10 protein-coding genes are annotated in these 13,061 nt (G+C 64.9%); 1 reads left to right on the forward strand and 9 read right to left on the reverse strand.

Features of this window, described 5'->3' with window-relative positions:
- Window positions 1-16 precede the first annotated feature (16 nt).
- The 9 genes from ACT3TP_RS10535 to tkt form a co-directional block, all read right to left on the reverse strand.
- Window positions 17-712, reverse strand: a complete 696-nt coding sequence (locus ACT3TP_RS10535) for a potassium channel family protein (RefSeq protein ID WP_217990360.1) — start codon at window positions 710-712, stop codon at window positions 17-19.
- Window positions 705-2,072 (reverse strand): TrkH family potassium uptake protein, encoded by a 1,368-nt coding sequence (locus ACT3TP_RS10540; protein WP_444620556.1) that lies wholly within the window; start codon window positions 2,070-2,072, stop codon window positions 705-707. Before ACT3TP_RS10540 ends, ACT3TP_RS10535 begins: the two co-directional genes overlap by 8 nt.
- 212 nt (window positions 2,073-2,284) lie before the next feature.
- Window positions 2,285-3,265: an FAD-dependent oxidoreductase gene (locus ACT3TP_RS10545; protein WP_444620557.1), complete on the reverse strand. Its 981-nt coding sequence runs from the start codon at window positions 3,263-3,265 to the stop codon at window positions 2,285-2,287.
- A gap of 73 nt (window positions 3,266-3,338) precedes the next feature.
- Entirely contained in the window at window positions 3,339-4,079 is a 741-nt protein-coding gene (gene pgl, locus ACT3TP_RS10550; RefSeq protein WP_444620558.1) for a 6-phosphogluconolactonase, read from the reverse strand.
- Window positions 4,069-5,010 (reverse strand): glucose-6-phosphate dehydrogenase assembly protein OpcA, encoded by a 942-nt coding sequence (locus ACT3TP_RS10555; RefSeq protein ID WP_105552303.1) that lies wholly within the window; start codon window positions 5,008-5,010, stop codon window positions 4,069-4,071. The genes pgl and ACT3TP_RS10555 overlap by 11 nt, the downstream gene beginning before the upstream one ends.
- The gene (zwf, locus tag ACT3TP_RS10560) at window positions 5,007-6,527 is read right to left on the reverse strand and encodes a glucose-6-phosphate dehydrogenase (RefSeq protein ID WP_444620559.1); all 1,521 of its coding nucleotides are present in this window, start codon (window positions 6,525-6,527) and stop codon (window positions 5,007-5,009) included. The genes ACT3TP_RS10555 and zwf overlap by 4 nt, the downstream gene beginning before the upstream one ends.
- Before the next feature lie 9 nt (window positions 6,528-6,536).
- The gene (locus ACT3TP_RS10565; protein ID WP_444620560.1) at window positions 6,537-8,111 is read right to left on the reverse strand and encodes a glucose-6-phosphate isomerase; all 1,575 of its coding nucleotides are present in this window, start codon (window positions 8,109-8,111) and stop codon (window positions 6,537-6,539) included.
- A complete protein-coding gene (gene tal / locus ACT3TP_RS10570; protein WP_444620561.1) occupies window positions 8,112-9,215 on the reverse strand; it encodes a transaldolase in 1,104 nt (367 codons plus the stop codon). It lies immediately after the preceding gene.
- A gap of 17 nt (window positions 9,216-9,232) precedes the next feature.
- Window positions 9,233-11,335, reverse strand: coding sequence for a transketolase (gene tkt, locus ACT3TP_RS10575; RefSeq protein ID WP_096285130.1), 2,103 nt, complete (start codon window positions 11,333-11,335; stop codon window positions 9,233-9,235).
- Between the two features lie 699 nt (window positions 11,336-12,034).
- Here tkt and ACT3TP_RS10580 point away from each other — a divergent pair.
- A complete protein-coding gene (locus ACT3TP_RS10580; RefSeq protein ID WP_444620562.1) occupies window positions 12,035-13,012 on the forward strand; it encodes a heme o synthase in 978 nt (325 codons plus the stop codon).
- Window positions 13,013-13,061: the final 49 nt, after the last annotated feature.

Genomic DNA, 13,061 nt, shown 5'->3' on the forward strand with positions numbered 1-13,061 from the left:
GATTCGCTTGCGCCGCCTAGCGCAGCTGGCCGAAGCGATCGGTGTCCGCGGTGGATCCGAGCACCAGCACGCGGTCCCCTTCGACAAGCACGGTGTCCGCATCGGTATTCTGCCAAATGCCGGAGGCGTTGGCCTTCGCTGCGATGGTCACCCGGTACTTCTTCCGGACTCCCATCTCGCTCAACCGCATCCCATGCAGGCTTGCCGGTGCGGTCATCTTCACCAGGGCGTAGCCCGGATCGACCTCCACGTAATCCATGATCGAGCCGCGCACCAGATGGGCTACGCGCCGGCCCATATCCTTTTCGGGGTAGACAATGTGGTGCACCCCAAGTTGTTCGAGGATCAGCCCGTGCCGGTCATCCTGAGCCTTCGCCCAAATCAATGGAATGTCCATGCTGACCAGCAGCGAGCAGCATAGGATGGAGGACTGCAGATGGCTGCCTACGGCGACCACTACGCGGTCAAAGTCCTGAATTGAGAGCTGCTCGAGCACCTCGCGGCGTGCGGCGTCCGCCCGCACCACCTGGGTCAGCTCACCGTTCAACGCCTGGACATTATCCTCGTTCAAGTCGATGCCCAGTACATGGGTGCCCGATTTCATCAATTCCATGGCGAGCGAAGCGCCAAAGCGCCCCAAGCCAATCACCGCGACCGAGTCCGCGGCGGCAATGTGCTTCGAGTCTGAGCGGAAATTCAGTAGCTTACCCAATTGCGGGCCTTTCTTTTGGAAGTTCGTAGAGGGCCTTGCGGTCGCGCAAGGCGAGGGCCGAGCCGAGCGAGAGCACTCCGACGCGCCCTAAGTACATGAGCGCGATCAGGATGCTCTTGCCGGCATCGGGCAGGTCGGGGGTGATGCCGGTGGACAGGCCAACGGTGGCGAAGGCCGAGGTGGCCTCGAAGAGGCAACGATCCAGCGAATACGGCGTCAGCAGCAACAATCCCATGGTTCCCGCGAAGACCGCGGCGGCGCCCAAGAGCGTGACCGTCAGCGCTTGGCGATGAATGGACCGCGAAAGCCGTTTGCCCAGCACATTGACGGCCGTTTCGCCGCGCAGCTCGGTGAGAATGATAAATAGCAGCACCGCCGCGGTGGTGACCTTGATGCCACCGGCGGTACCGGCAGGGCCGGCACCGATGAACATGAGCACATCCATGCCGAGCCACGAGGCCGGGTGCATGGCGCCGATATCGATGGAGTTGAACCCGGCGGTACGAGTTTGCACCGAGTGGAAAAAGCCGGCGAGCACGCGTGCCGCCGGGTCCAAGGTGCCAAGGGTTTCCGGATTATTCCACTCCATGGCGGTGATGAACACCGTACCGCCGAGCAGCAGCAGGCCGGTCATGAGCAGCACGAGTCGGGTGTTCATGCTCCATTTGAGCGTGTTGCGTCCGTAGCGGCGCAGCTGAACGAGTACCGGGAAGCCGAGTCCGCCGAGGATGATCGCGAAGCTGACCGGCAAGCTGATCCAAGGGTCGTCCACGAAACCCATGAGGCTGTCCGAATAGAGCGCGAATCCAGCGTTGTTGAACGCGGACACCGCATGGAACACCGCGTGCCATAGGGCCGAGGGCACATCGTAGTCGTAGCCCAGCCAGAAGCGCAGGGCCAGTGGCACCGCGGTGACCGCTTCGAGGGACAGGGAGAAGAGCAGAATGGTTTTCGTGGCTGTGCGGACGTCCTGACCGCTCAGGGCCTTGCTTTCGCGCTGGGAGGACTGCCGGGTGAGCAGCCCGATCTTGCCCATGAGCAGCATGCTCAGCAGGGAGGCGACAAGCATGATGCCCAACCCGCCGAGCTGGATGAGCGCCAAGATGATGAGCTTGCCGAAGAGCGTGTAATGGGTTGCGGTGTCCACCACGGTCAGCCCCGTGACGCAGACCGCCGAGGTGGCGGTGAACAGCGCGTCGATCAGCGGGGTGAATTTTCCATCGGTGTGTGCCCACGGCGTGGCGAGCAGCAGGCCACCGATCAGGATGGCGCCTAGGAACCCCAGGGCGACCAGTTGCGCTGGCCGGGCCAGGGGATTGTGGCGAGGGCTCACTTGGAGTCCGGACTTCTTTGCGAGCATGATTTCACATTGGTCGTAGTAACGCCGTGCGGAAGCGCGAGCGCGAGTAACGAATGAAATACTACGCCTGCCTTCAAGGTATTAATCCGTGATATGCATCTCATCTAATTGGGCCGCCCGGTGCATCGGCCATCGGGCTTAAAGCGTTGAACCCCGAAGTCAAACCGCATAGTCGGGATTTGCCTTCGAGGATCTTGAGGGATCGCGTCGCGCTAGTGAATCTCGTCGACCAGCTCGACGACGCGCTGCGCGGTACCCCACGACAGGGTGACACCCGCGCCGCCATGGCCGTAGGCGGCAATCACCGGAAGCTGGTGTCCCGCAACGCGTTCGAGGCGGATGGCATCGCGCGCCGGGCGAAGTCCCGCCTTGTGCTCGAGGACTTCCAGGCCTTCGAGTTCTGGAACCAGCTCGGTGGCGCGGCGCAGAATCGCCGCCGCGGTGTCCGGCTCGACCTCGCGGTTCCAATCATTGGCCGTGTCGGTGCCGCCGACAATGATGTCCTCGCGCCGGGGAATGATGTAGCTGACCCCGCCGGGGTAATCGTCGTCGCACAGCCAGTCGGTGAGCTTCTTCGTATTGGCCAGGCGTACCACCTGGCCGCGGATCGGGTAGACGGACTCATCATCGCCCAATAGCTGTCCACCGCGCAGCCCGCCGGCGATGACTACAAGATCTGCGCCGCCCTGCAGCTCCCTAAGATCCATGACCGTACCGTGGATGAAAACCACCCCGAGTGCTTCGGCCTCATTGCGCAGCCACAAAAGGTAGGTGGTCATGTCGATGATCGGCAGGCGCGCGTAGACTCCGGCGTGGGCGCCTTCGGGCAAATCTGCCTTTGGCGCTTCGATTGTCTTCGCAACGATTCTGGTCCAGGAGCGGTCGGCCCCGGGCAGATGATCGACGTTCAAGCCCGAACGCAGATCCACTCCGGTTTCGGGGATGGACGCCAGTTCTTCGAACCGCGCCAGCGAGCGTGCCAGCAGCAGATCCGCGGCGGGGGAGTTCTCCGAGTGGTAGGGGAACCAGATGGCGGCGGCCACCGCGGAGACGGTCTCCAATGGGTCTTGATCCGTGATTACGGTGACGCGGTGGCCGGCGCTGGCCAGCTCGTGGGCGGTGGACAGCCCGATCACTCCGGCACCGATCACCGTGATGCGCCGTGCCTCTGCCGGCTGTTGCTGCGCGGTCATGTCCAGGGTCCTTTCAAATCACAAAGACCGGTGCCGCCCATGGCTTTTGGGCGGCACCGGTCTGCGGTGAGGCTTAGAGCAGCGTCGCGGCGCTGCGGTCGATCAGCCAGCGGGTAGCCTCGGTGCCCTGCACGGCGCTTGCCGGCACCTTGGCCTCGTTGACCTCGTGCTGGGCGGCGGCCAGGGCCGGCGCCTTCTCCGCGCCGGAGACCAGCAGCCAGACCTCGCGGGCCGTGTTGATGGTGCTCATGGTCAGCGACACCCGGTGCGGTGGCGGCTTGGGGGAGTCGTGCACCGCGATCGCCCCGAGCTCGGTGGAGCGCGTGTGGTCCGGGAACAGCGAGGCGACGTGCGAATCCGGGCCCATGCCGAGCATCAGCACGTCGAAGACCGGGTTCGCCGCGCCGTCGCCGGCCTCCTCGGCGAGCAGCTGCGTGTAGGCGGCCGCCGCGTCCTCGGCGCTGGCGTAGGCGTCGCTGTCACCCATCACGTGGACGGTGCCGCGCTCAAGGCCCAGCTCGTCCAGGGCGGCGAACAGCGGTTCGGCCTGCACCGCGTTGCGCTCGGTGCTGCCGGCGGCGACGAAGCGCTCATCTCCCCACCAGAAGTGCACCTGGGACCAATTCACCGAAGCCTTCGCCGGGTTCTGCGCCACGGCCACCAGCGCCGCGATGCCCAGCGTGCCGCCGGTCACCACCACGTGGGCGACCCCGCGGGCGGCGATCGCATCGGCGATGGAGGTGATCAGCCGGGCTGCGACCCCGTGCGCGGTGGCGGCGGTGTCTTCATGGATGACAATCTGTCTAGCGATCACTGGGAATGATGCTCCTTAGGTTGGTCAGGTTCAGCCCGCGGGTGATGACCTCGCCGAAGACATCGTCCGCGTCCAGGCGGCGCATCTCCTCGGCCAGGCATTCGGCCACCGAGCGGCGCGGCAGCGAGATGCGCTGCGGCGCGCTGCCGGGCAGGTAGAGGTGGGCCACGGCTCCGGAGGGACGGGAAAGCTCCACGTCGCCATCCTCGCGGGCCAGCCGCACGCTGGAGAGCCCGCCGGTGGACTTATCCGCCGCGATGGTCACCGGGACGTCCAGGCGCATGGTCAGCCAGGCCGCCAGCAGCGAGGTGGACGGAGAGTTCTCCGAACCCTTCACGGTGATGCCGCTCAGGCCCTCGGTACCGATCAAATCGATAATGCTCGCCAGCTGGGCGCGCCAGAGAGTGATGCGGGTCCACGCCAGGTCGGTGTCCCCGGCGCGGTAGGTGCTCGCGCGCTGGAAGAGCGCCTCGGTGGGATCCTTGGTCTCGTTGGAGTCGGTGATCCGCCGGTGCGCCAGCTTGCCCAGCGCGGTGTTGTACGGGTCGGCCGGGACCCCGTGCGGCCACCAGGCGACGATCGGCGCGTCGGGCAGCAGCAGCGCGGAGATCAGCGCCTCGTCGGCGGCCATATCCGGGCCGTGCGTGCGCATCACGATGACCTCGGAGGCGCCGGCGTCCCCGCCGACGCGGATCTGCACGTCGAGCCGGTTCTCGCCCTTCTCCGAGCCGCGCACCACCACGATGATGCGGCAGGGGTGTTCGCGGCTGGCCAGGTTGGCCGCCTCGATGGCGTTCTCCGCGAAGCCCTCGCGGGTGATGACCACCAGAGTCAGCACCCGGGACAGGGCCACCACGCCGTGGGTGCGGCGCGAGGAGAGCAGCTTCTTGGCCACCTTCGAGGTGGTGGTGTTGGGAAGATCGATCATCATGGTCGTCGCCACGTCCTTCCGTCTTTGGCCATCAGCTGATCGCCGCTGGCCGGGCCCCAGGAGCCGGGCAGGTAGGGATCTGGCTGTTCGGGCTGTGCGGCCCAGTAGTCTTCGAATGGGTCCAGGATGCGCCAGGACTGTTCGACCTCTTCATGGCGCGGGAACAACGGCGGTTCGCCGAGCAGCACGTCGAGGATCAGGCGTTCGTAGGCCTCCGGGGAGGACTCGGTGAACGCGTTGCCGTAGCCGAAGTCCATGGTCACGTCGCGGATCTCCATCTGGGTGCCGGGCACCTTGGAGGAGAAGCGGATGGTCGCGCCCTCATCGGGCTGCACGCGGATCACGAAGGCGTTCTGCCCGAATTCGTCGTCCGCGTGGTCGGTGAACAGCAGGTTCGGTGCGCGCTTGAAGACCACTGCGATCTCGGTGACGCGGCGTCCCAGGCGCTTTCCGGCGCGCAGGTAGAAGGGCACCCCGTCCCAGCGGCGGGTGTTGATGTTCAGCCGCACCGCCGCGTAGGTTTCGGTTTTGGACTTCGGGTTGAAGCCCTCCTCGTCGAGGAAGCCGACCACCTCTTCGCCGCCCTGCCACCCGGAGGTGTACTGGCCGCGGGCGCTGGCGGCCCCGAGATCCTCGGGCAGCTGCACCGCGGTGAGCACCTTTTCCTTTTCGGCGCGCAGGTGATCGGCGTCGAAGGAGATGGGTTCTTCCATGGCGGTCAGCGCGAGGAGCTGCAGCAGGTGGTTCTGGATGACGTCGCGGGCCGCGCCCACCCCGTCGTAGTAGCTGGCGCGCCCGCCGATGCCGATATCCTCGGCCATGGTGATCTGCACGTGGTCCACGTACTTGTTGTTCCACAATGGCTCGAACATCTGGTTGCCGAAACGCAGCGCCAGCAGGTTCTGCACGGTTTCCTTGCCCAGATAGTGGTCGATGCGGAAGACCGCATCGGGCGGGAAGACCGACTCGACGATCTCGTTGAGCTCGCGGGCGCTTTCCAGGTCGTGGCCGAAGGGCTTCTCGATGACCACGCGCTCCCAGCCGGGATTCTCATCCTTGGCGAGCTTGTGCTCGGAGAGCTTCTGGCAGACCACGTCGAACCAGCTAGGCGGGATGGACAGGTAGAAGGCGTGGTTGCGTCCGGTGGAGCGCGAATCGGCCAGCTCGTCCAGGGTGGCGGAGAGCTGCTCATAGGCGTTGTCGTCGTCGAAGGCCCCGGAGATGAAACGCATTCCGGAGGCCAGCTGGTCGAACACCGTCTCGTTGAACGGGGTGCGCGCGCTGGCCAGGATCCATTCGCGGGCCTGGTTGGCGAAGTCCTCGGCGGACCAGTCGCGGCGGCCGAAGCCGACGATGGCAAAGTTCGGGGGTAGCAGGCCGCGGTTGGCCAGGTCATAGACCGCGGGCATCAGTTTTTTGCGGGCCAGGTCGCCGGTGATTCCGAAGAACACCAGCGCGCCCGGACCGGCGATGCGGTTAAGCCGCCGGTCGCGGGCGTCGCGAAGTGGATTGCTCATATTTTGTTCTTAGCTCGCAGCCTCAAGCAGCGCCGCGATACCCGCGGCGCGATCGGTTAGATTCACGCGCAGCACCGGACGGCCGTGTTCGGCGTCCGCGAGCACCGCACCGTCGCCGGTAGCCTGGGCGGTGATCAAACCGCCGAAGCTGTAGGCGCGGCCCGGGATCTCCAGGTCCTGCTCGTGGTTCGCGGTCACCTGCAGGAAGACCCCCTGGCGGGGGCCGCCCTTGTGGTACTGGCCGGTGGAGTGCAAGAAGCGTGGCCCCCAGCCGAAGGTCACCGGACGTGAGGTGCGTTCGGCCAGCAGGTCGCGCAGCGCCTCCAGATCCTTGTCGCCGTGGCGGTCCAGGTAGGCGTGGATGGACAGGTAGCCATCCTCGCCCAGCTGCGCGGTCAGCGCATCGAGCGCGCCGGCCAGATCGGCGGCCTGCGTGCCGAACAGCTCGACGCTGCCGTCCACCGCATCCGGGGATCCGGCGGTCGGCGCGTCGAGCAGCGAGCGCGCGGCAATCTTGGCGGCCTCGACATCGGGCTGGTCAAACGGGTTGATGCCCAGCAGGTAGCCGGCCACGGCGGTTGCGTACTCGAAGATCATGAACGAGGTGCCCAGCGGTGCACTGAGGTGGATCGTGGTGGCCTCCTCATCAATTTCCGCGGGCAGCTGCTCGTGCAGGTAGAGCGGCAGCACATCGGCGGCCACCTGCTCCAGCTCGGGCGCGTCCGCGTGGGCCACCACCGGGAGCACTCCCTTGCCGAGCTTGCCGGTGGATTCGGCGATGAGCTGTTCGGCCCAGTCCCCGAAGCCCGGCAGGGCGTCGCCGATTTCCGCGATCACCAGCTTGTCGCGGCCGGCGGTAACCAGCGCGGCGCCCAGGTGCAGCGCAATATTGTCCTCGTCGTCGCCGCTGAGCAGGTCCGAGATCAACCCGGCCTCTTCGATCAGCGCTTCGATATCGGCCCCGGCAAGGCCCGAAGGCACCAGTCCGAAGGCGGTCAGCGCCGAGTAGCGCCCGCCCACATTCGGGTCGGCATTGAAGACCGCGCGCACCCCTTCGGGATTGTCCATCGGGGAACCCGGATCGGTGACGAGCACCAGCCGGGTAGCCGGATCGATGCCGGCGGCCTCGAAGGCCGCGGTGAAGGCGCGGCGCTGCGAATCGGTTTCCACGGTGGACCCCGATTTGGAGGCGACGACCACGACGGTGCGCTCCAGCTCGGTGTTCACGATCTCGGAAACCATCTGCGGGTCGGTGGTATCGCAGATGACCAGGTCAACCTCGTCATGCGCGGCGATCACCTCGGGTGCCAGCGAGGAGCCGCCCATGCCGCACAGGGCGATCCGGGTCAGGCCCTCGGCCAGCAGCTGCTCGCGCAGCTCAAGGATCTGCGGAAGCAGCTTTGCGGCGGCTTCGAAGGGCTGGGTCCAGCCCAGGCGCATGGCGGACTCGGCTTCGGCCTCGGCACCCCACACGGTGGGGTCCTGGCCGGCGATGCGGCTGCCGACCTTAGCCTCGATGAGCTGCGGAAGCAGCCGGTCGACCGAGGCGAGGGCCGCGCCGGAAGTAACTAAGCCCAACTCCATCTACTTGGCCTCTTTCAAAGCCACAGACATGTCCTCGAGCAGTTCGTTCCAGGCGACGTCGAACTTCTGAACGCCTTCGACCTCGAGCAGCGACACAACCTCGTTGTAGTCCACGCCCTGGGCCGCGAGCGCGTCGAGCACGCCGTTGGCCTGGGCGTAGCTGCCCGAAACCACGTTTCCGCGGACCTCGGCCTCTGCGGCGGTGGCCTCCAGGGTCTTTTCCGGCATGGTGTTCACGGTCTGCGGTGCCACCAGTTCGGTGACGTACAGGGTGGATGGGTAGGCAGGATCCTTCACACCGGTCGAAGCCCACAGCGGACGCTGCACATTGGCCCCGGAGGCTGCCAGCGCTTCGTAGCGTGCCGAGGCGAAGGTCTCCTCGAAGACCTGGTAGGCCAGGCGGGCGTTGGCCACACCGGCCTGGCCGCGCAGTGCCAGTGCCGCCTCGGTGCCGATGGCGTTCAGGCGCTTGTCGATTTCCGAGTCCACGCGGGAGACGAAGAAGGAGGCGACCGAGTGGATCTTGGACAGGTCCAAGCCCTTGGCTTTGGCCTTCTCCAGGCCGATCAGGTACGCGTTGATGACCTCGCGGTAGCGTTCCAGCGAGAAGATCAGGGTGACGTTGACGCTGATGCCCGCCGCGATGGTTTCGGTGATGGCCTCCAGGCCGGCCAGCGTGGCGGGGATCTTGATGAGCACGTTTTCGCGGGCTACGCGTTCGTGCAGGGCCTTGGCCTGGACGATGGTCTGCGCGGTGTCATGGGCCAGACGCGGGTCGACCTCGATGGACACGCGGCCGTCGAAGCCGTTGCTCGAGTCGTAGATCGGGCGGAAGAGGTCGCAGGCGGCGGCAACGTCGTCGCTGGTGATCTCGGTGATCGCGTCTTCGACCGACTTGTGGCGCTGTTCGGCGATGGCCTCGCCGTAGACCGCTGCGTTGGTCAGTGCCGCGGCGAAGATCGACGGGTTGGTGGTCACGCCAACGACGTTCTGCTCTTCGATGAGCTTGGCCAGCGAACCGCTGGTCAGGCGCTCGCGGGAAAGGTCGTCCAGCCAGATCGAAACGCCGGCGTCGGACAGGGCCTGGGTATTCGGGTTACTCATAATGTGTGCCAGTTCCTTTACTTAACAACTTTTTCGGCGGCTGCGACAACTGCATCGGTAGTGATCCCGAATTCGCTGTAGAGCTTCTTGTAGTCTGCGGATGCACCGAAGTGATCCAGGGAGATGATTTCGCCTGCGGCGCCGACCAGCTCGCGCCAGCCCTGGGCTACGCCGGCTTCCACCGACACGCGGGCGGTGATGGCCGCCGGGAGCACCTCTTCGCGGTAGGCGGCGTCCTGCTTGGCGAACCACTCGAAGCTCGGCAGCGAGACGACGCGGGCGGCGATGTTCTTCGCGGCCAGTGCCTCGCGGGCCTCGACGGCCAGCTCGACCTCGGAGCCGGTGGCCAGCAAGATGACATCCGGGGTGGTCTCGGCGCCCTCGCGGACGGCCTCGGCCAGGATGTAGCCGCCCTTCAGGGTGCCTTCGGCACCGCGGAAGCCTGGCGCCGAACGGTCATAGATCGGCAGGTTCTGCCGGGAGAGCACGATACCCGATGGGGTGCCGGTCAACTCCAGCATGCCGCGCCAGGCGTAGGCGACCTCGTTGGCGTCGGCCGGACGGACGACGTCGAAGTTCGGGATGATGCGCAAGGAAGCGAGCTGCTCCACCGGCTGGTGGGTCGGGCCGTCCTCGCCCAGGCCGATCGAGTCGTGGGTCCAGACGAAGATCGACGGGATGCCCATCAGGGCGGCCAGGCGGATGGCCGGACGCTGGTAGTCCGAGAAGATCAGGAAGGTTCCGGAGAACGCGCGGGTCGGGGAAGAGAGCACGATGCCGTTCACGATCGACGCGGCGGCGTGCTCGCGGATGCCGAAGTGCAGCACCCGGCCGTAGGGGCTGGCATCCCAGGAATCGGTGGAGCGGCGCTCGGGTGCGAAGGACTTCGCGGTGGCGATGGTGGTGTTGTTCGAACCGGCGAGGTCCGCGGAGCCGCCCCACAGTTCCGGCAGCTCATCGGCGATCGCGTTGATGACCTTGCCCGAAGCGGCGCGCGTAGCCATGGTGGAACCTGGTTCGAAGGTCGGGATCTTTTCGGTCCAGCCCTCCGGCAGTTCCCCTGCCTGCAGGCGCTCAAGCAGCGCTGCCTCTTCGGGGTTGGCGCGCTTCCACGCTTCGAAGGTCTCGTTCCACGACTCGTGCAGCTCCGCACCGCGGGTCACTACCTCGCGGGCGTGGGCGAGTACTTCCTCATCGATGTGGAAGGACTGCTCAGGGTCGAAGCCCAGGACATTCTTCAGCCCTGCGACTTCTTCGCCGCCGAGCTTCGAACCGTGGATGCCGCCGGTGTTCTGCTTGGTTGGCGAAGGCCAGCCGATGATGGTGCGCAGCGCGATCATCGAGGGACGGGAGGTCTCGGCCTTGGCGGCGCGGATTGCGGCGTCCAGGGCATGCATGTCTTCGATGTATTCGCCGGTCACGGTCCAGTCCACGCGCTGGGTGTGCCAGCCGTAGGAGTCGTAGCGGCCCAGCACGTCTTCAGTGAACGCGATGTCGGTGTCGTTTTCGATGGAGATCTTGTTGTCATCGTAGATAACGACAAGGTTGCCCAGTTCCTGGTGGCCAGCCAGCGATGAGGCCTCGGAGGTGACACCCTCCTGCAGGTCGCCATCGGAGGCGATGACGTACACGGTGTGGTCAAACGGGCTGGTGCCGGCTTCTGCTGCCGGATCCAGCAGGCCGCGCATGCGGCGCTGGGAGTAAGCGAAGCCAACGGCCGAGGCCAGGCCCTGGCCCAAGGGGCCGGTGGTGATCTCTACGCCGGCGGTGTGGCCGTATTCCGGGTGGCCCGGAGTCTTCGCGCCCCAGGTGCGCAGCGCTTCGATATCTTCCATCTCCAGGCCGTAGCCCGAGAGGAAGAGCTGCAGGTAGAGGGTCAGCGAGGTGTGACCGGGGGAGAGCACAAAGCGGTCGCGACCGATCCAGTTCGGATCCTTCGGGTCGTGACGCAGGTGCTTCTGGAAGATCAGGTACGCAGCCGGAGCCAAGCTCATGGCGGTACCGGGATGGCCGTTGCCAACTTTTTCTACTGCGTCGGCTGCCAGGACACGAGTGGTGTCGATGGCCTTACGATCCAACTCGGTAAGTGAGAACTCTTCTACTAAGGATTCAATCGCCACTGCGGCGTTCCTTCCATTCAGGCTTGGACGGGGTTTATCCCGCTGACACGCAATACGCCGTCGACCCTGCTACCCGTAGTCGAGCTTTTTGGGGTATCAGGTGGCGACGGCGCGATTAGTGTCCACTGTATCGCGAATCGCTCTATGACTGTATGGGTTGAACAAACATGACACGCACATTTTGCATCAATCTTTGACCCATCGAACATTGCCGAGAGCGCAACCGGAGGGCGAGCCTCCCGCGGCCCGGGTTGCGGCAATGACCGGGCGAGCTGAATTAGGGACCTTCTGCTGCGCTCCGGCGCGGCGCGAATGCCGCGCCGTGGCCGGGCGGGGGCCGTGGAGAAATGGTTATCGCGCGGAGCGCACTGGACATCCAGGCGAGGTTGCGTTTGAAGCTTGGGAAAACCCTTGGTCAACAACGTTATATTCTTGTTTGTCTTAGAATCACAAACTTTGAAGATTGTTTATTCGGGACGGGGTGGCGGTGCCGCCGCGCGGCGCGGGTGCCGGCTGGCGGAGGTCGTCCAGCATTGCGAAGCGTGCGAGGCTGCTCCCCGGTGATGGCAGAGGGGTAAAGATGACCGGAATCACGGAGTTGGCCTTGAATACTTACATCAAGCAACTACCGTCTGAGTTCTATTCGTCGTAGAATAAGTGGTGTCTGTCTTGTACCCGTGTAGAACTGAGTGCGTTTAATTGAAGACTCTTAGCGTCGCCGGATCGTTAGTACCGCGCTCATCGCGCCAACCTGACGAAAATGCTGGGGATTTTGCCAAGCGCAAGGCCCGTGCCTATCTGGCGCTCACCAAGCCTCGCGTCGTAGAGCTGCTCCTGGTGAGCACCTTGCCGACAATGATCTTCGCAGAGCGCGGTTTCCCCGCCGTCTGGTTGATGGTTGCTACCATTCTTGGCGGCGCCATGGCCGCCGGTGCGGCAAGCGCATTCAACTGCTACATCGACCGCGACATGGATAAGCTGATGAAGCGCACCAAGGGGCGGCCTTTGGTTACCGGTGACGTCACCCCGCGCGAGGCGCTGATCTTCTCGTGGGTCCTGGCGATTGCATCGCTCGTAGTTTTCTGGTTCGGCACCAATCCGCTGGCCACAGCCCTGGGGCTTGCCGCGATCCTTCTCTACGTAGTCCTCTACACGATGATTCTCAAGCGCCGCACCTCGCAGAATATTGTCTGGGGCGGCATTGCCGGTTGCATGCCGGTACTTATCGCTTGGGCGGCGGTCACCGAGACCGTGGAATGGCCAGCGATCATCCTATTCCTGGTGATCTTCCTTTGGACCCCGCCGCACTACTGGCCGCTGTCCATGAAGTATGCAGATGACTACAACGCCGCCTCGGTGCCGATGCTTGGAGCGATCGCCAATGCCCGCCGTGTGTCGGTGCAGGTAGTTCTCTACGCCTGGGCCACGGTGGTCTGCTCCCTGCTGCTGCTGCCCATGGGATATGCGGGCATCGTTTACACCGCGATCGCCGGCGGGGCAGGCGTTTGGTTCGTCTACGAATCACATGTGCTCTACCGCGAGGCTCAGCGCGATCACAGCCCTGCTGAGATGAATCGCAAGGCCATGAAGGTCTTCCATATTTCGATCACTTACCTATCGGTCGTGTTCTTGGCGCTGGCCATTGACCCGTTCGTCGGCAGCCCGCTGTTTGGCTAAGTAATACTCTGAAATCCCCGCTTCCATTGAGTTGGAGGCGGGGATTTTT

This window comes from Glutamicibacter sp. AOP38-B1-38 (genome assembly GCF_052377485.1).
Lineage (GTDB): Bacteria > Actinomycetota > Actinomycetes > Actinomycetales > Micrococcaceae > Glutamicibacter.